The 17,701-nt window shown below is 76.2% G+C and carries 16 protein-coding genes; 9 read left to right on the forward strand and 7 right to left on the reverse strand.

The annotated features are described in order from the left end of the window. Positions 1-329: 329 nt before the first annotated feature. Entirely contained in the window at positions 330-761 is a 432-nt protein-coding gene (locus tag PH189_RS25815) for a YybH family protein (RefSeq protein ID WP_274191718.1), read from the forward strand. On the opposite strand, the gene PH189_RS25820 is transcribed toward PH189_RS25815, so the two are convergent. Beyond that, positions 758-3,565, reverse strand: coding sequence for an ATP-binding protein (locus PH189_RS25820; protein ID WP_274191719.1), 2,808 nt, complete (start codon positions 3,563-3,565; stop codon positions 758-760). The genes PH189_RS25815 and PH189_RS25820 overlap by 4 nt on opposite strands. 181 nt (positions 3,566-3,746) lie before the next feature. Between PH189_RS25820 and PH189_RS25825 the strand changes: the two genes are divergently transcribed. Beyond that, entirely contained in the window at positions 3,747-5,399 is a 1,653-nt protein-coding gene (locus tag PH189_RS25825) for an AMP-binding protein (protein ID WP_274191720.1), read from the forward strand. After that, positions 5,396-6,196, forward strand: coding sequence for a methyltransferase domain-containing protein (locus tag PH189_RS25830; protein WP_274191721.1), 801 nt, complete (start codon positions 5,396-5,398; stop codon positions 6,194-6,196). Before PH189_RS25825 ends, PH189_RS25830 begins: the two co-directional genes overlap by 4 nt. On the opposite strand, the gene PH189_RS25835 is transcribed toward PH189_RS25830, so the two are convergent. Both PH189_RS25835 and PH189_RS25840 read right to left on the reverse strand, forming a co-directional pair. After that, positions 6,193-6,843, reverse strand: coding sequence for a hypothetical protein (locus PH189_RS25835; RefSeq protein WP_274191722.1), 651 nt, complete (start codon positions 6,841-6,843; stop codon positions 6,193-6,195). The two genes, PH189_RS25830 and PH189_RS25835, sit on opposite strands and share 4 nt — an antisense overlap. Further along, complete coding sequence (locus PH189_RS25840; RefSeq protein ID WP_274191723.1) at positions 6,843-8,246, reverse strand: molybdopterin-dependent oxidoreductase; 1,404 nt, start codon at positions 8,244-8,246, stop codon at positions 6,843-6,845. The genes PH189_RS25835 and PH189_RS25840 overlap by 1 nt, the downstream gene beginning before the upstream one ends. Before the next feature lie 65 nt (positions 8,247-8,311). Between PH189_RS25840 and PH189_RS25845 the strand changes: the two genes are divergently transcribed. The 3 genes from PH189_RS25845 (at position 8,312) to PH189_RS25855 (ending at position 10,594) form a co-directional block, all read left to right on the forward strand. Continuing rightward, positions 8,312-8,923 carry a TetR/AcrR family transcriptional regulator gene (locus tag PH189_RS25845; RefSeq protein WP_274191724.1) on the forward strand — a complete coding sequence of 204 codons (612 nt, stop codon included), beginning with the start codon at positions 8,312-8,314 and terminating at the stop codon, positions 8,921-8,923. Positions 8,924-9,014: 91 nt separating this feature from the next. Then, complete coding sequence (locus PH189_RS25850; protein ID WP_274191725.1) at positions 9,015-9,233, forward strand: dodecin; 219 nt, start codon at positions 9,015-9,017, stop codon at positions 9,231-9,233. A 95-nt stretch (positions 9,234-9,328) separates the two neighbouring features. Further along, a complete protein-coding gene (locus PH189_RS25855) occupies positions 9,329-10,594 on the forward strand; it encodes an MFS transporter (RefSeq protein ID WP_337994195.1) in 1,266 nt (421 codons plus the stop codon). Here PH189_RS25855 and PH189_RS25860 read toward each other — a convergent pair. Then, positions 10,591-11,472 (reverse strand): AraC family transcriptional regulator, encoded by an 882-nt coding sequence (locus PH189_RS25860; RefSeq protein WP_274191726.1) that lies wholly within the window; start codon positions 11,470-11,472, stop codon positions 10,591-10,593. The genes PH189_RS25855 and PH189_RS25860 overlap by 4 nt on opposite strands. Before the next feature lie 98 nt (positions 11,473-11,570). On the opposite strand from PH189_RS25860, the gene PH189_RS25865 reads away from it, so the two are divergent. Then, positions 11,571-12,287, forward strand: coding sequence for a class I SAM-dependent methyltransferase (locus tag PH189_RS25865; RefSeq protein WP_274191727.1), 717 nt, complete (start codon positions 11,571-11,573; stop codon positions 12,285-12,287). A gap of 52 nt (positions 12,288-12,339) precedes the next feature. Here PH189_RS25865 and PH189_RS25870 read toward each other — a convergent pair whose 3' ends face one another. Beyond that, positions 12,340-13,854, reverse strand: coding sequence for a glutamate-cysteine ligase family protein (locus tag PH189_RS25870; RefSeq protein WP_274191728.1), 1,515 nt, complete (start codon positions 13,852-13,854; stop codon positions 12,340-12,342). 255 nt (positions 13,855-14,109) lie between these two features. Next, complete coding sequence (locus tag PH189_RS25875; RefSeq protein ID WP_274191729.1) at positions 14,110-14,667, reverse strand: bifunctional nuclease family protein; 558 nt, start codon at positions 14,665-14,667, stop codon at positions 14,110-14,112. Positions 14,668-14,936: 269 nt separating this feature from the next. Between PH189_RS25875 and PH189_RS25880 the strand changes: the two genes are divergently transcribed. Both PH189_RS25880 and PH189_RS25885 read left to right on the forward strand, forming a co-directional pair. After that, the gene (locus tag PH189_RS25880; RefSeq protein WP_274191730.1) at positions 14,937-15,749 is read left to right on the forward strand and encodes a TrmH family RNA methyltransferase; all 813 of its coding nucleotides are present in this window, start codon (positions 14,937-14,939) and stop codon (positions 15,747-15,749) included. Next, positions 15,746-16,477, forward strand: coding sequence for a DUF2537 domain-containing protein (locus tag PH189_RS25885; RefSeq protein ID WP_274191731.1), 732 nt, complete (start codon positions 15,746-15,748; stop codon positions 16,475-16,477). Before PH189_RS25880 ends, PH189_RS25885 begins: the two co-directional genes overlap by 4 nt. Before the next feature lie 14 nt (positions 16,478-16,491). Here PH189_RS25885 and sepH read toward each other — a convergent pair whose 3' ends face one another. After that, positions 16,492-17,559, reverse strand: a complete 1,068-nt coding sequence (gene sepH, locus PH189_RS25890) for a septation protein SepH (RefSeq protein WP_274191732.1) — start codon at positions 17,557-17,559, stop codon at positions 16,492-16,494. Positions 17,560-17,701 lie beyond the last annotated feature (142 nt).

Consider the following 17,701-nt stretch of genomic DNA (forward strand, 5'->3'; position numbering starts at 1 on the left):
CGCCGCCCGGGCGGCCGTGGAGCCTCCCGCCGCGGGCGTCACCGACGCCGGCCTCCCGCAGCGGGATCCCCTCGCGCAGCTCGTCCCGGGGGCGATCGACGCGCCGCACCGCCCGGCGTCCGGGCCCCGACGTCGCGGCCCGCCCGGCCCCGGCGGACCTCGAGGACCGGCTCGCCAGCTACCAGGACGGCCTCGCCGAGGGTCGGGCGGACCGGCCTGGGGAGACCCCGGAGCCGATCCCGCACCGGCGACCACCGCTGACGTCCCGCCTGCAATCTCGGGGTGGCGCCCCGACGCGGGTGGGCGCGGTCGGGCGGAGCCTCGCGGCCATGACGACCACCGAGGCGGTCAGCGCACCGCCGGACTTCCTCGCGTTCCTCGACCGCGTCGCCGGGGCGCTCGACGCGATCTTCGTCGGCGACCCGGCGCCGTACGCGGCGCTCTGGGCCGACATCGACGACGTGACCCTCTACGGCGCCTGGGGCCCGATCGAGCAGGGCCACGAGCAGGTCACCCGCACGTTCTCGTGGGTGGCCTCCCGCTTCAGCGACGGCGTGATGGAACCGCCCGAGTACACGGTGATCGCGGTCAGTGGCGACCTCGGCCTCACGGTCGGCTTCGAGCGCGGCGTCGTGCGGGTGGACGGGGGCGCGCCGCGGCCGATGACCCTGCGGGTCACACACGGGTTCCGGCGTCTCGACGTTCGCTGGTGGCTCACCCACCGTCACGCCGACTACCCCCCGATCGACCAGCGCGGTTAGGGCAGGCGCGCGGCGAGCTCGTCGCGCCCGGTCACGCCGAGCTTGCGGTACGCGTGCCCGAGGTGGGTCTCCACGGTCTTCGTCGTGACGAACAGGGCCTGGGCTACGTCGCGGTTGCTCAGCCCGTCGGCCGCGAGCTCGGCGACCCGCCGTTCGCTGGCGGTCAGCGCGTCGGCCCCGGTCATGGCGAGCCGGCGAGGCCGGGCGCCCGACGCACGCAGCTCGTCGCCGGCCCGCGCGACCAGCGGGTCGGCACCGCAGCGCCGGGCCAGGTCCTGGCCCGCGGCGAGCTCGGTGCGCGCGGCGACGCGCTGACCGGCCCGGCGCATCGCGCCGCCCAGCTCGATCCGGGTGCGGGCGAGCTCGAGGCGGGCCGGGGTCGGCTCGAGCAGGGTCACCGCCTCGCGCAGCGGCTCGATCGTGCCGCCGACGAGGCCGCGCGTGCGCAGCGCGACGGCGAGCGCCCGCGAGGCGGCGAAGCGGCGGGCCGTGCGCACGGCCTCGTCGGCGACGGTCACCGCCTCGGTGTCGCGCCCGAGCCGGTGCAGCGCCACCGCCACGCCGGACTGCCACGGCAGGACCCCCGGGTGGTGGATGCCGCGGTGGGCCAGGCGGTCCCCGCACGCGACGAAGGCGTCGACGGCCTCGGTGGGCCGGCCGAGCGCCAGGTGCAGCAGCCCGCGCGCGGCCATCAGGTAGGCGAGGTCGCCCCGCACCCCACTTCTGGCGAGCGTCTCGTCGGCCTCGGTGGCCAGGCCCCGCTCGACCAGGACGATCACCAGCCACGCGAGGGTGTAGCGGCGCGCCGCGTGGACCGCGTGCTCGACGGCGAGCCCGTCCGCGAGCCGCGCGTCGGCCTCCGCCTCGGCCAGCTCACCCTGCAGGTACCGGGTCTGGGTGCGCAGCACGCAGGCGGAGATGAAGTCGTAGGTCGAGCCGCGCCGCCGGGCACTGGCGAGGATGCCCTCGGCGGCCGCCCGCACCGGCTCGAGGTGGTCGATCGCGACCAGCACCATCGTCGCCGGGAGGATCACGCCAGGGTCGGGTGCGCTCTCGCGCAGGGTCGTGGCCAGCGCCTCGTGGGCGAGGTCGACCGCGGTGGTGTCCGCCTCGGTCTGCAGGGCGTCGAGCGCGGTGGTCGCGAGCAGTGCCGCGCCGCCGTGGCGGGGGAGACGCCCATCGCGGCGCAGCGTGCGGGTGAGCTCGGCGGAGGCGGCACGACGCGCGGGGTCGCGCCGGGCGAGGCCGACGGTCGCGGCCGCGAGCTCGGTCGCCAGTTCGCTGCCGTCGTCGAGGCCGGCGGCGGCCTCGTCGAGGACCTGCAGCGCGCGGTCGAACGCCAGCGTGACGCTGAGCGCGCGGGCGAGCTCCAGCGCGATGAGCCCGCGCCGGTGCGGGTGCACGGCCGCCGCGAACGCATCCTCCAGCAGCGCCACGCCCTCGCGGTGGGACACCCGGGCGGTGGCGGCCCCGAGCTCGTGCAGCACCGTGGGCCGCTCCTCGGGCGGGGGCGGCTCGGCGACGGCCCGGCGCAGGTAGGTCATGGCGGTCTCGGGGACCCCCTTGGCCAGGGCGGCACGACCCGCGGCGCGCAGCCGGGCGACCACCACCGGGTCGCCGAGGGCCTCGGTGTGCAGGAGGTGCGCGGCCACCAGCTCGGCGCCGGCGCCGTCGGCGGCCAGGGCGTCCGCCGCGCGGCGGTGCCCACGGTGCCGTGCGGCGGGGTCGGCGCGCTCGGCGACGGCCTGCCCGAACAGCGGGTGGGCGAACGTCAGCGGGCGGCCGGGCCGCAGCAGCCGGACCCCGACCAGGGTCTCCGCGCCGCGGGCGACCGCCGCCGGGTCGAGCCCGGTGACCGCGACGACGTGGCGCAGCTCGGCGCGCCCCTCCAGCAGCGCGACGGCCCCGGCGACGGCGGCCGCCTCCTCGCCGGCCTCGCGCAGACGCCGCGCCACGAACGTCGCCACGACCGCGGGCGCGAGCTCGGCCACGGCCGCCACCCCGGCCGCGTCGGCGTCGCCGCCGGCCTCGAGCACGGCGGTGAGCAGGGCGTGGACCAGCAGCGGGTTGCCGCCGGTGGCCTCGTGGCACGCCGCCGAGAAGGCCGGGTCCGGCGCCACGGGGAACCGGGCGCCGACGAGGGCCGACACCCCGTCCCGGCTGAGCGGCGCCGGGCGTAGCACCGTGGTCGCCTCGGCCTCGCGCAGGGCGTCCACGACCGGCGACGCGGTGTCGACGGTGGGCGGCTGGGCGCCCAGCACGATCGCCACGGGCAGCTCGGCCAGGCGGCGCGCCAGGTAGGCGACCGCCCGCAGGGACGCCGGGTCGGCCACGTGCGCGTCGTCCACGACGAGCAGCACCGGGCCGGCCTCGGCGAGGTTGGCGGTGAGCCAGTAGACGCCGTGCAGGGTGCTGCCGGCGTCGGTGTCGCCGGTCTCCGCGGGATCGGGAGGGACGTCGGGGGAGACCACCGGGGCGGCGAACCGGGCGGCGCCCGCAAGCAGCTCTGCGCGGCGGACCTCGGACGCCGCGGCGACCAGCGGCTCGAACAGGCCCCGCACCACCCCGAACGAGAAGTCGCGCTCGAGGCGGGCGGCCCGCGCCGCGAGCACCGTCATCCCGCGGGCGCCGGCCCGCTCGCGGACCGTCTCGAGCAGCCGGGTCTTGCCGATCCCGGACGGCCCCTCGACCCACACCAGCGTGCCGCGCCCCGCGGCCGCGGCGTCGAGCACCCCGGTGAGCACGGACAGCTCGTGGTCGCGCTCGAGGACGCCCGCACCCGTCATCGTCGCACCGCGCGTCATCGGCGGCTCTCCGTCGCGTCGCTCGTCCCCGTGGAGGTCGACGGTAGGAGGTGCGGGACCGGCGCACCATCAGGAGAACTGACTAGCCGCGAATCCTCGGGGTCCGGCCCCGACGCGCCGGGCGACGGATCGCCGGTCTGCTGGACGGCCACGCCCCGCCACGACCGACCCGGGAGCCCCGATGACGGCCACGACCCGCACCGACGACCGCACGTACCGCAGCCGGTGGCCGGCCGTGGACGTCCCGGACGTCGGTGTGCCCGAGTTCCTGCTCGACCATCCGGCGGCCCGCGCGGACGCGCCGGCGGTGATCGACGGCCCGTCGGGCCGCACGCTGACCTACGGCGACCTGCGCCGCGACGTGCGCCGCTGCGCCCGGGGCCTGGCGCGCTGCGGGTTCGGCCGCGGCGACGTCCTCGCGATCGTCGCTCCGAACATGCCCGAGTGGCTCGTCGGCTGCTACGGCGCGATGAGCGCCGGCGGGACCGTCTCCGGCATCAACCCGCTCTACACGGCCGAGGAGATCGCCGCCCAGCTCCGCGACGGGGACGCCGGCTGGGTGCTCACCATCCCCCCGTTCCTGCCCCTGGTCCGCGCGGCGCGGGCGCTGGGGGACCGGCCGGTCGAGATCGTCGTGCTCGGCGACCCGGACGGCGAGACGGCGTGGGCCGACGTCCTCGCCGCGGGCGCCGAGGGAGCGGGGATGCCGGTCGCGCTGATCGACCCGGGTCGCGACCTCGCCCTGCTGCCCTACTCATCGGGCACGACGGGCCTGGCCAAGGGCGTCATGCTCACCCACCGGGCGATCGTCACCAACATCGCGCAGATGCAGGTCGCGCTCGCGCAGACCGCCGACGACCGGGCCATGGCCGTGGCGCCGTTCTTCCACGCCGTCGGGCTCAACGTCGTCGCGGGCGTCACCCTGCGGACGGGCGGCACCATCGTCACGCTGCCCCGCTTCGACCTCGAGGCCTACCTCGGGCTCATCGAGACCCACCGGCTCACGATCTCGGTGGTGGTGCCGCCGATCGCGCTCGCGATGGCGCGCCACCCCGCGGTGGACCGCTTCGACCTGTCCTCCCTGCGCCTCGTCGGCTGCGGCGCCGCGCCGCTGTCGGCCGACCTCCAGCAGGAGTGCGCGGCCCGCGTCGGCGCCCCGGTGGGCCAGGGCTACGGGATGACCGAGGCGGTCGCCGCGATCACGCTGGTCGACACGGCCGCGCCGATCCTGCCCGGCTCGTGCGGGGTCCTGCTGCCGGGCGTGGAGGCCCGGATCGTCGACGTCATGACGGGCGAGGACCTGCCCGCCGACGGCACCGGCGAGCTGTGGGTCCGGGGCCCGCAGCTGATGACCGGCTACCTCGGCAACCCCGCGGCCACCGCCGCGACGGTCGACGCCGACGGCTGGCTGCGCACCGGCGACCTCGCCCGCATCGATGCCGCCGGGAACGTGTTCGTGGAGGACCGGCTCAAGGAGCTCATCAAGGTCAAGGGCCTGCAGGTCGCCCCGGCCGAGGTCGAGTCCGTGCTGCGGACCCACCCCGCGGTGGCGGACGCCGCCGTGATCCCGATCCCCGACGAGCGGGCCGGCGAGCGACCCAAGGCAGTGGTGGTGGCGGCCGGCGGGGTCTCCGCCGCGGAGATCCTCGCCCACGTCGCGGCACGCGTGGCGCCGCACAAGTGCCCCCGCGAGCTCGCGTTCGTCGACGCGATCCCCACCTCGCCGTCGGGCAAGATCCTGCGACGGCTGCTCGTCGCCCAGGAGCGCGCCGGGGCGCTCACCGCCGCGGCACCGTCGTCCACGGCCCCGGCCGAACCCGTGAGCGCGCCGTGAGCACCAGGGGCTACGCCCTGCGCCTGTCCGACGAGGAGGTCGCGCGCTACCGGATGATGGCCGTGCGGGCCCGCGAGCGGGAGGCGGACCTGTGGGACCTCGCGGGCCTGCGACCGGGCGCCTGCGCCGTGGACGTCGGGTGCGGACCCGGCGCGGTGCTGACCCTTCTCGCGGAGGCCGTGGCGCCCGCCGGTCGGGTCGTCGGCGTGGACGCCGATCCCGAGGCGGTGGCGACGGCCCGGGCCGGGCTGGACGCGGCGGGCGCCGTCGGCGCCGAGGTGCGGCAGGCGCGCGCCGAGGCCACCGGCCTGCCCGAGGGCACGTTCGACGTCGCGGTCCTGCGCCACGTCCTGGCCCACAACGGCGGCGGCGAGCAGTCGATCGTCGACCACCTCGTCCGGCTCGTGCGCCCCGGCGGGCACGTCTACCTGCTCGACGTCGACGCCCTGAGCGCCAGCGTCGCGCCGGCCCCGCCCGACGCCGACGACCTGGTCGAGCGCTACCGGCGCTGGCACGTCGACCAGGGCAACGACCTGCGGGTGGGGCGGCGGCTGGCGACGCTGGCGCGCGCGGCCGGCCTCGAGGTGCTCGAGTTCCGCGGCTGGTTCGAGATCGGGCCCGTCCCGACCGGTGTGCGCGGCCCGGCGTGGGCGGCGCGGGAGGCCCTCGTCGCCGCCGGGCTCGCGGGGCCCGACGACCTCGCCCGGTGGGAGGCCGCCCACGCGACGATGGACGGCTGGGAGCCGCGGCCGGAGTACATGCTCGCGACGTTCGCCTGCGTCGCGCGGGTTCCCTAGGTCCGGCCGAGCACCAGCGAGAGGAGCAGGGCGCCGACGAGAAGGGCCGACCTGCTCGCGAAGGCGCCCGCCGACGCCGCTCCCGGGGCGATGGGCGTGGACGTGGGCTCGCCGCCGCCGTCCTCGCCGTCGGAGGGCGCCGGAGAGCCGTCGCGGTCGGCGAGGTCGCGTCGTACCGCCACCCCGAGTCGCACCGCGTAGATCACCGCGCTGCCCAGGAAGAGAACCGCAGTGATCAGCAGCCAGTGGTCCCACATGCCGGCTGTGCTCAGTCCGGACGTGAACCGGAGGGCGTCCTCGCCGCGCCCGGTGATCGTCGGCAGGTAGATGAGGAAGAGGACGGCCGAGCCCAACGCCGGCACCCGGACGTGGTTGATCGCCGGGACGAGCGGGGGGCGGTCGGGACCGTAGCGGCGCCGCGCCCACCGGCTGATCGTCAGCGGCTGGTCGGCGAGGGCGTAGAGGGGATAGAGCACCAGGTCGTGGGCGATGACGGCCCCGAGGAACCAGACCGCGAGCCAGATCGCGCTCGGGTCGGTGTAGACCAGCGACACCACGTACCCGGAGAGGGCGAAGCACCCGAGCACCGAGAGCAGGTGCAGCGGGTTCTCGCCGTAGAAGCGGCGCCAGGACCGCAGGGCCGCCATCAGCCGGTCCTCGGGCGGAAGTCGATCGACGACACCCACTTGGTGTTGTGCACCCCGGGCAGCGCCGGGACGATCACCCGGGCCGGGAAGCCGTGGTCGGGGGCGAGGTCGACGGTCTCCTCGCCCGGGTTGCCGACGCGCAGCGCGAGCAGCGAGTCCGGGTTGAGGACCTGGTTGTTCTGCAGGGTCGCGCGGGCGTAGGCGCCGGTGGTCTCGACCGACTGCACGAAGGCGTTGGCGGGGTCGGGCACGCCCGCGAGGGCGGCGAGGTCGCGCAGCCGGACCCCCGTCCACGTCCGGTACACCGACCACCCCTCGACGCAGGCGATCGGCAGCGTCGCGGTGTGCAGCGCCATGCCGAGCAGCTGGTCGCGGGTGAGCGACACCTCGGTCGCCCCGCCGCGCAGGGTCAGCCGCCAGCCCGCGCCGAGCCGCGACGGGTCGATGCCGGAGCCCGCGAGCGTGCGGTTGACCTGGAAGTCGTTCGGGCCGGTGCCGTAGGACTGCCCGCGCGGCGACAGCAGCGCCAGCGGGCGCAGGGGGTCCCAGGTCTGCCCGACGCTCAGCACCGCGACCAGCGCGCTGCCGCCGCCGACCACGGCGAGCAGCCCGCGACGGCTCAGCGTCGGCCGGTTCGGGGCCAGCGGAGCGAGCCCCGTCTCGTCGATCGGCTCCGGCTCGGTCTCGGCGACCCCGTCGTTGAGCCAGCGCCCGAAGGCCCCGGTGCCGCCCGGCCCCGCGCGCAGCGCCCGGCCCATCGTCGGGACCTTGAGGACGACGTGGCTGACGAAGCCCGCGATGAACACCCACGCGCCGTAGTAGTGCGCGAGGTAGAAGCTGAAGCCGAACGAGTAGTCGTACTGGGCGTTCATCAGCCCGGTGACGAACTCGAACAGGATGCCGCCGACCAGGGCCAGCAGCGAGATCCGCTCGAGCAGGTGCCCGACGCTGCGTACCGGCGGCCAGACGAACAGCTTCGGCACCACCGACCAGAGCTTGGCCAGGACGATCGGCGTGAGGACCATCCCGAGCGTCACGTGCAGGCCCTGGGTGAGCCGGTAGAGCCAGGCCGGGTTCGACGGCCAGTCGAAGTACGGCAGGTGCAGGTAGCCGACGTCGGCGGGGATCGCCTGGCCGAACTGCGGGCCGTAGGCGATGTAGGAGAGCAGCCCCGTGACGATCACGATCGGCAGGCCGACGAGCAGCACCGCCCCGAACACCGAGGTCAGCCACGTCCCGCGCAGGGGGCTGCGCCACGTCCTCGGGTCGGCCGGCGGGGGCACGGGGATCCGGCCGACGGCGCGGAAGAGCGCCCTCGGGAAGCCGTACTCGGGCTCGGGGGCCACGCGCGGCTCCGGACCGGTCCCGGCCTCGGGCGGGTCCGTGGGGCGCACGGTGGTCATGCGGGGACCCTAGCGCAGACTGTACCTATCGGTACAATTCGAGGCGTGGGGAGGAGCACGGGCCGATGAGCCTCGACCCGGGGCACCGTCCCCCGACGGCCCGGGGCCGGCGCACCCGCGACGCGATCGTCGACGCCGCGGCGGACCTCATGCACGAGCGGGGCATCGCCGCGACCGGGCTCGGCGACGTGCTCAAGGCCAGTGGCACCGGGAAGTCGCAGCTCTACCACTACTTCGAGGGCAAGTCCGACCTCGTCCTGGCCGTGATCGACCGGCAGCTCGAGCGGGTGCTCGCCGCGCAGCCCGCGCTCGATCCGGCCTCGCGGGAGGACGACGTCCGCGCCTGGGCGGCGTCGCTCGTCGAGCTGCACCGGGACGGTGGCGGGCCGTTCGCCTGCCCCCTCGGGGTCTTCAGCGGCCAGGTCGACGCCGAGCCCCGGTGGCGCGAGCACCAGGCCGCGGCCTTCCGGCAGTGGCAGGAGCGCATCGCGGCGCTGCTCGCCCGCGGCCAGGCGCAGGGGGTGGTCGATCCGGCCCGCGACGCCGGCGAGATGGCCGTGGCCGTTCTCGCCGCCGTCCAGGGCGGCCTGATGCTCGCCCGGCTCCACCGCGACCTCCAGGTCCTCGCCCTCGCGCTCGGCGCGGCCGTCGACCACGTCCGTCCGCAGCCGGTGTGATCCCACCTCGGCCGGCGTCACGTGGGTGTCCGTCGGAGAACGGGTACCGGTTCGGGAGAACCCGTACATCGTCAGAGGACAGGGAGCCCGCGTGGCGGACAACGCGTACAGCAAGACCGAGATCGTCGGCAGCTCGGCGGAGGGCGTCGACGAGGCCATCCGCGGCGCCATCCGTCGCGCCTCCTCGACCCTGCGTCAGGTCGAGTGGTTCGAGGTCGTCGAGATCCGCGGTCACGTGCAGGACGGCGAGGTCGGGCACTTCCAGGTGACGCTGAAGGTCGGGTTCGCCCTCGAGGACACCAAGCCCTGATCGCGCGGCGGGGTGGCGCCGCCCGTCGCCGCCACCCCGCCGACCTCCAACTCGTTAGGTAAGCTCAAGACCGTGGTGTGGGACGGCGAGACCCCGTGAGCGAGGTCGACACCACCCACACCGACCGCCGGACCGGCGCCATGTTCGCGGCGCTGCGCGTCCGCAACTACCGGCTCTTCGCCTCGGGCCAGGTCGTGTCGCTCGTCGGCACCTGGATGCAGCGGGTGGCCCAGGACTGGCTCGTCCTCGAGCTCTCCGGCGGCAGCCCCGTCGCCCTCGGCGTCGCCGCGGCCCTGCAGTTCGGGCCGACGCTGCTGCTCTCGTTGTGGGGCGGCGCGATCGCCGACCGCTACGACAAGCGCCGCCTCCTCATGGGCCTGCAGGTCGGCATGGGCGCGTGCGCGCTCGTGCTCGGCGTCCTCGACGTCGGCGGCCTGGTGACGCTCACCCAGGTCTACGTGCTGTGCGTGCTGCTCGGCTGCATCTCCGCGCTCGACGGCCCCGTGCGCCAGTCGTTCGCCGGCGAGATGGTCGGGTCGGGCGCGCTCGCCAACGCCGTCGCCCTGAACTCGATGACGTTCAACACCGCGCGCGTCGTCGGCCCGGCGATCGCGGGCCTGCTCGTCGCCGCGGTCGGCACCGGGTGGGTGTTCCTGCTCAACGCGGTCACCTTCGTCGCGGTGCTCACCGGGCTCGCCCTCATGCGCCCGGCCGAGATGTTCGTCTACGCCCGCGCCCCCCGCGAGCGCGGGGCCGTGCTCTCGGGCCTGCGCGAGGTCCGGCGCCACCCCGACGTGGTGCTGCTCCTGGTGATCGTCTTCTTCGTGTCGACGCTCGGCATCAACTTCTTCGTGACCCTCGCGATCGTCGCCCGCAACGTCTTCGGCCGCGGCGCGGAGTCCTACGGCCTGCTGACCTCGGCGTTGGCCGTCGGCTGCCTGCTCGGGGCGTTCCACGCCGCGCGCCGCGTCGGCAGGCCCCGTCTGCGTACCGTCCTGCTGGCCGCCGCGGTCTTCGGCGTCTGTGAGGCCGCCGCCGGGCTGATGCCGAGCTACCTGGGCGTGGCGCTGCTGCTGATCCCCACCGGTGCGGCCCAGCTGCTGTTCACCAGCGCCGCGAACGCCGCGATCCAGCTCGGGGTCGACGAGTCCGTGCGCGGGCGGGTCATGGGCCTGTGGATGCTCGTGCTCCTCGGTGGCACCCCGGTGGGCGGGCCCGCGCTGGGATGGCTCGCCGAGGAGTTCGGCGGCCGCGCGCCGCTGGTACTCGGCGGGGTGGCGTCGGTGCTGGCCGCGGTGATCGCCGGGCTGTGGGTCGTCTGGCGGCGCACGAGGACGACTGCCGCCGCCGTGCCTGTCTAGGTGGCTGCCTCGCCCGCGCGCCGCCACGTCTGCGGCGGCACGCCGTGCTCGCGACGGAACCGGCGCACGAAGTAGCCCGGGTCGCGGTAGCCGACGCGGGGGGCGATCGCGGCCACGGTGAGATCGTCGGAGGTGAGGAGGCGGCGAGCCTCGCGCATCCGCCGCTCCGTGAGCCACTGGCCCACGGTGCGGCCGGTGTCACGCCCGACGAGGGTCGTCAGGTGACCGGGCGTGAGGCCGACCTCGCGGGCGACGTCCACCGGCGTGATCGGCTCCGCGAACCGGCGCTCGAGCACGTCGAACACCGCCGCGAGCACCGGACGGTCGGCCAGCGCGCCCGCCACGTCGACCTCGAGGCGGCCGAGCCGGACGAGCAGCAGCGTGAGGTGCGCGCGCACGGCCTCCGCCACGCCTTCGCGCCGCTGCGCCAGCTCGGTCGCCAGTGCCTCGAGCTCCGCCCGCCAGGCCGAGCGCTCGTCCGGGGGCACCCGCAGCCGCTGCCCCCCACCGAAACGGCCCGCGCGCCCGCCGGAGAACGGCGCCAGCAGCGGGTGGGCGCGCCACGACACCAAGGGCGCGACCCCGGCCGGGTCCACCGCGTCCGCCGGGAAGAACACCGCCCACATCAGGGCGTCCGCGCTCACGCGGTCCTCCGGCGGTGCGACGACCGCGCCGGGCGCGATCACCAGGACGTCGCCGTCCTCGAGCTCCCAGACCCGGTCGTCGACGCGCACCGGCCCCCGGCCCCGCTCGACGTGGAGCAGCACGAGGAAGTCGTGCGCGTGGGCCCCGCCGACCACCGCCGCGCGCCGGGCGGTCGCGTCGGACCAGCGCTCCACCGCCACCGGCGGGGCGCCCGGGATCCGAGGGAAGCCCACCAGGGGAACCGAGGATCGTCCCGTCCCGCCCATGCTTCGTCCCTTGTCCGCAGGTGGGTGCGCCCGCAGGGTGGAGAGGTACCCGGAAGACCGTCCTCATGTCCCTGACGGAGGCCATCGTGTCCCAGTCCGCGCCCGCCGGCGAGCGCCCGTTCCTGCCGGCGATGGGCTTCGGCGCGCCCACCGCCACCTACGACGTGTTCACTCGCGTCCTGGGGGCGCGCGCGATCCACTGGCAGCTCGTCGCGCAGGCCGGGGTCGCGCCCGGGCAGACGGTGCTGGAGCTGGGCACCGGCACCGGCGAGGTGCTGCTGCTGGCCGCCCGCGTCGCGCCCGGGGCGACGCTCGTCGGCCTCGACCCCGACCCGGCCGTGCTCGACCTGGCCCGCCGTAAGGCGGCACGGCGCGGCGTCCCCCTGCGCCTGGTGCGCGGCTACGCCGACCAGCTCCCGTACGACGACGGCTCCGTCGACCGGGTGCTCTCCTCGTTCATGTTCCACCACCTGCCGCCCGCGGAGCAGCGGGCGATGCTCGCCGAGGCCCGGCGGGTCCTGGCGCCGGGCGGGAGCCTGCACCTCGTCGACCCCGACGGCACCGACCCCGGGATCCTGGGCTGGTTCGCGGGCCACGACCACGGCGAGGGCCACGGGCGCGGTCACGGGCACGGTCACGGCTCGCCGCACCTGACCGGGGCGGACGACGTCGCGACGATGCTGCGCGACGCCGGCTTCACCGACGTGGACGCCGTGGCCCGCCGGACGCGCACCTTCGGCCGGGTGGTGTTCCACCGGGCCGTGTGCGCTGCGCGCACGTGAGCACTAGGAGGTGCTCGAGCACCTCGAAGTGCTCACGAGCCCGAAGGGCACCTCAGATCCCCGGCCAGGTGTGCACGGGCTCGTTGGCCTCCATGCCCTCGAGGTAGGCGCGCATCATGTGCCGGATCGCGGTCGGGCGGTCGGCGCCACGACGCTCGGCCTCGCTCACGGCCCGGATCTGCCACGCGGCGCCCGTGCACCGGCGCACGCAGCGCTCCTCGATCACCGACAGGTAGCGGTCCGCCTCCGACCCGTCGACACCCCAGGCCGCGAGGCCCTCTCGCGCCAGCGGCAGCATGCGGCGCAGCGCGAGCTCGTCGGCCCGGACGGTGCCGATCCCGGGCCAGTACAGGGCGGCGTCGATCCCGTGCCGCGCGCCGGCCGTGAAGTTCGCCTCGGCGGCGTCGAAGGACATCTGCTGCCACGGCGGGCGGTCGGACTCCGCGAGCGCGCGGATGAGCCCGTAGAAGAACATCGCGTTGGCGACGGCGTCGATCGCCGTGGGGCCGGCGGGCAGCACGCGGTTCTCCAGCCGCAGGTGCGCGACGCCGTCGGCGACGTCGTACACCGGGCGGTTCCAGCGCCACACCGTGCCGTTGTGCAGGCGCAGCTCGTGGAGGCTCGGCGCACGTCCGGCGTCGAGCTCGGAGAACGGGTCCTCGTCCTCGGCGAGCGGGAGCAGCGCGCCGAAGTACCGGACGTTCTCCTCGAAGAGGTCGTAGGCCGACTGGGCCCAGCGGTCGCCGAACCACACGCGGGGCCGTACGCCCTGGTTGCGCAGCTCCACGGGCCGGGTGTCGACGGCCTGGGTGAACAGCGGCACCCGCGTCTCGGCCCAGAGCCGGCGGCCGAGCAGGAAGGGGGAGTTCGCCGCGAGCGCCACCTGCAGGCCGGCGATCGCCTGCGCGGCGTTCCAGTACGCGGGGAAGGTCTCGGGGGTCAGCTGGAGGTGCAGCTGCAGCGACGTACAGGCCGCCTCGGGGGCGATCGAGTCGACGTCGAGCACGAGGTGCTCGGCCGGCGACCCGTCCGACGGCCCGCCGCGGGCCGCCGGGGGCTCGGTGATGTCGAGGCGGAACGGCTCGCCGCGCGCGGTGAGCATCTGCCGGTTGAGCAGCGCGTAGCGAGGGTCCTCGGTGAGCTGGTCGGACGCGAGGTGCTCGGCGCCGAGGGTGGGCAGGATGCCGATCGTCACGGCGCTCGCGCCGACGCCCCGGGCGCACTCCCCGGCGCTCGACACTGCGTCGAGCATGTCCTTCTCGAGGTCGCGGGCGGTGGCGCCGGGCAGCATCCGCGGCGGGAGGTTGATCTCGAGGTTCCAGCGGCCGAGCTCCGAGGTGAGCACGTCGGACGCGGAGCGGTCGAGCACGGCGTGGTTGAGCATCGCCGGGCGCATGTCCTCGTCGACCAGGGCGAGCTCGATCTCCACCCCGGTGCTGGGCTCGTCCGCGGCGAAGCGGCCCTCGGTGACCATCCGGCCGAACGCCTCGAGGCAACGGTGGATCCGGTGTCGGTACCGAGCCTGGTCGGAGGCGGTGAAGAGGGTGGCGGCGAGGTGCTGGCCCATGACCCGCCCGGCTCCCGTCCACGATCCGACACGTCCACCGGATACCGCCACGACCGGCGCGGCACCCCCGACTCACGCGAACCCCGACGACCGGACACGCTGACACAGCCCGGAGGTCGACGCCACCCGCCCAGGCCGTCCGCCCGCGGAAAGAGTCCGTTCAGCGTAGGCCATTTCGGTGGCCGACCGTTCGTCGACACAGGGTGACCTCTGGCCCACGACGGGGCGACCTTCGCGCGGCCGTTCGGCCTCGCGTCATCCGCTGCGCCCGAAGTCCTCCGGCGAGATGTTGTCGAGGAACGCCCGGAAGCGGTCGACCTCGTCCTCGTCGGCGCCGCCGGCGCTGCTGGCCGTGGTCGCGGCCTCCTCGGCCTCGTCGTCCTCGACCACCACCCCGGCGTCGGTGAGGACGCCCTCGGTGGCGTGGATCGGCACGTCGGCGTGCAGCGCGATCGCGATCGAGTCGCTGGGACGCGCCGAGACCCGCAGCCCGCGGTCGAACACGAGGTCGGCGTAGAACGTGCCTCCCCGGACCTCGGTGATCTCGATGCGCTCGAGACGCCGCCCGAGGGCGGAGACCACGTCGGAGATCAGGACGTGGGTCAGCGGGCGCTCGGGGAGCCGTCCCTGCTGCTCCAGGGCGATCGCCTCGGCCTCGGCCAGCCCGATCCAGATCTGGAGGCAGCGCTTGCCCTCGGTCTCCTGCAGCAGCACGACGGGGTGCCGGCTCTCGCCCGGCCCGGCACCCGAGCCGCCGCCCTGCTGGGTCGCGTCGTCCACGGCCAGCACGCCGACCACCCGCATCTCGCTCACGGTCCCAGCCTCCCACGTCTCCGGGCGCTCCCGGAGAGCTTCCGTCCCGCCGAATCCCGCCGCGGCGCTTGCCCGACCCGGATGCCCCGCCCGGTCCGGACGACACACGGACCCGGTCGCGCGCCCCGGACGGTTTCTCCCGTCGCTCCGCTCGCCGCGGACGGTTTCTCCCGTCGCTCCGCTCGCCGCGCCTTCCCCGTCGCTCCGCTCGCCCAGGACGGTGCCTCGCCGCCTCCGATCCCGCCAGTCGGGTCTGGGACGATACGCACGTGGCGCGTGTGGTGACGGTCGACGACGCGGCCGATCCGCGCCTCGCCGACTTCCGCGACCTCGCCCGCGCCGACCGGCGTCCCGACCGTCCCGGCGGGCGTGGTCTGGTGCTCGCCGAGGGCACGGTGGTCGTCCGTCGCCTGCTCGCCTCGCCCTACCCGCCGCGGGCCCTGCTCGGCGTGGCCCGCCGCCTGGAGGACCTCGCGCCCGACCTGGCCGGGGCCGACGTGCCGGCCTACGTCACCGACGCCGCGACGATGGCGGAGGTCGTCGGCTTCCACCTCAACCGGGGCGTGCTCGCCAGCGCCGACCGGGCGCCCGCGCCCGACCTCGCGGCGCTGCTGGCCGGCGCCCGTCGGGTGGCGCTGCTCGAGGGCGTCAACGACCACGAGAACCTCGGCGCGCTGTTCCGCAACGCCGCCGCCCTCGGGGTCGACGCCGTGCTCGTGGGCCCCGAGTGCGCCGACCCGCTCTACCGCCGCAGCGTCCGCGTCTCGATGGGCCACGTCCTGCGGGTGCCGTTCGCCACGTCCGGGCTCGGGGCGGCCGTGACGGCCCTGCGGGACGCGGGGTTCACGCTCGCGGCGCTGACGCCCGGCGGGGACCCCGGGGCGCTGGCGGAGCTCGCCGGGCTCGAGCGCGTCGCCCTCATGCTCGGCGCGGAGGGGCCGGGGCTGTCCGGCGAGGCGCTCGCCGCCGCCGACGTCCGGGTCCGCATCCCGATGGCTGGCGACGTCGACTCGCTCAACGTCGCCACCGCCGCGGCGGTCGCGTTCCACGCCACGGCGGGCCCGGCGGGATCGGCGTCGTGAAGGTCGTCGAGGTCCGCGTCGAGCGGGGGCGGGCGATGGTCGCCGGGGTGCCGTTGGGGGAGGCCGGCGCTGTGGGTCCGGGCGCTGTGGGTCCGGGCAGCGGGAGCCCGGGCGCCGGGGGCCGGACCTGGGGCCTGCCGCCCGACCTCGTCGACGCGCTGCAGGAGTGGGCGCGCGTGGCCGCGTCGGTCCCCGCGCCGGCGCCCGGCGCCGCGACGCCCGACCCGGCCACGGAGACGATCAGCCATCGCGGCCGCCGGCTCGCCGCACGCCTGTCCGTGGAGCTGGACGCGCCCGTCGACTACTGCGACCCCGTGACGGGCCATCGTGTGGCGCTCCGCGCCGTCACGCGGACCCCGTACCCGCCGCCGGTGCCGCCGCTGCCCGTCCGGGCGAGCGAGAACGGCAACGGTGCGACGCCCCACCTGTCCGCCGAGGGCCAGGAGCTCGACGCCGCCACCGCGGCCGCCGAACCGACCCCCTGGGGCGTCGGGCTCCTCCTCGTCGCCCTCGTGGCCGGGGTCGTGCTGCTGGCGAACCTCGCCCTCGCCGCGCCACTGGTGACCGGTCTCGGCGTGATCGGGCTGGCCGTCGACGCCGCCGTCGTCGCGGGCCTCGTGCCGGCCCTGTGGCTCAACCGGCACGTGCCCACCTGGCGCTGGGCGGTGTACGGCACGTTCCTCGGTACCGGACTCGCGCTGGTGTTCCTCGCGGTGGCGGCGTTCTAGCCCGTCCCGGCCCGTCAGGTGCGGGGCGAGCGCGTCCCCAGCAGGACGTCTTCCCACGACGGGACGATCGGGTGCGCGCGCCGGCCCCGGCGACCGCCCTCGCCGGGGTCGGTGGTCGGGGGGACGACCTCGGCCGCGGCCGGCCCGGGGTCGACCGTGGGCACGTCGGTCTCGTCGCGCCGGCCCGCGCGGGGGACCGGCACCTGGTCGCCACCCGAGGAGCCGGGTCGCGGGGGCGGAGAGGCCGGCGGCATCGCCGGGCGTGCCGAACGGCCGCCGCGGCGGGCGGCGCCGCGCTCGGGTCGGCGGGCCTGTCCGGTGCCGTGCGCCGGCAAGGCGTGCCCCGTCCCCGCGGGTCGGCGGGGGGCGACGTCGCCGGAGGCGGCCATCGCGGGGGTCTGCTCGAGGGCCTCGTCCAGGGCGTCGTGAACGCCCGCCGGGCCGTCGCCGGCCTCGGGGTCCTCCGGCTTCTCGACCCGGCGCGGGCCCCCGGTCGGCTCCTGCCCGAGCAGCTCGCGGGCGGGGTCGTCGCGCGGGTCGACGGTGCCGCCGGCGGCGCCGGGCTTGAACGCCCAGCGGGCGACGTTGTCCGAGCGCCCCGCCTGCCAGGACAGCGTCACGACCCACGACGCGCCCTCGGCCTTGCTGGCGTCCCAGCGGCCCTCGTCGAGGTCCTGCCCGCGGGCGGCGAACGTCGCGGCGACGATCTCGCCGAGCGTGCGCTCGTCGGTGCGGGCGGCATCGCCGGGGAGCAGCGGGTGGGCACGGCGGGCGATCTCGGCGACCCGGGCGCGCTCGAGCAGCACCGGGTAGGCGAAGCGCTCGACGTGCGCGGCGCTGACTCCGCCGGCCGCCGCGACGTCGTCCACCGACTCGCCGGCCCGCACCCGCGCCTGGATGTCGCGAGGCCGCAGTGGGCTCGTGATCTCGATCTCCATCTGCCCCAGCCTCCGGACGTCGCCGCGCGCGGCGGCCCGCAGTCGCTCGTCCCCCGACACCGCGAAGCGCTCGTGGCGGATCGGATCCTCGAGGATCACGGTCTCGTGGTCGTCACCCAGGCCGACGACGCGCAGCTGACGCATCAGGCCTCCCCGTCGGCTCGCGGGCCCGGACCCCGGACGTCGGTGCCGCCCTGCGGCGGCGGTGGGGTGCGGTGCTCGCCCACCGACGCTAGGCGAGCGGTCTCCTCGGACGAGGGAGGCGCGCCGCCCGTGTCTCACGTCT

The sequence above is a fragment of the Actinomycetospora chibensis genome, assembly GCF_028737215.1.
Taxonomy (GTDB): domain Bacteria; phylum Actinomycetota; class Actinomycetes; order Mycobacteriales; family Pseudonocardiaceae; genus Actinomycetospora; species Actinomycetospora chibensis.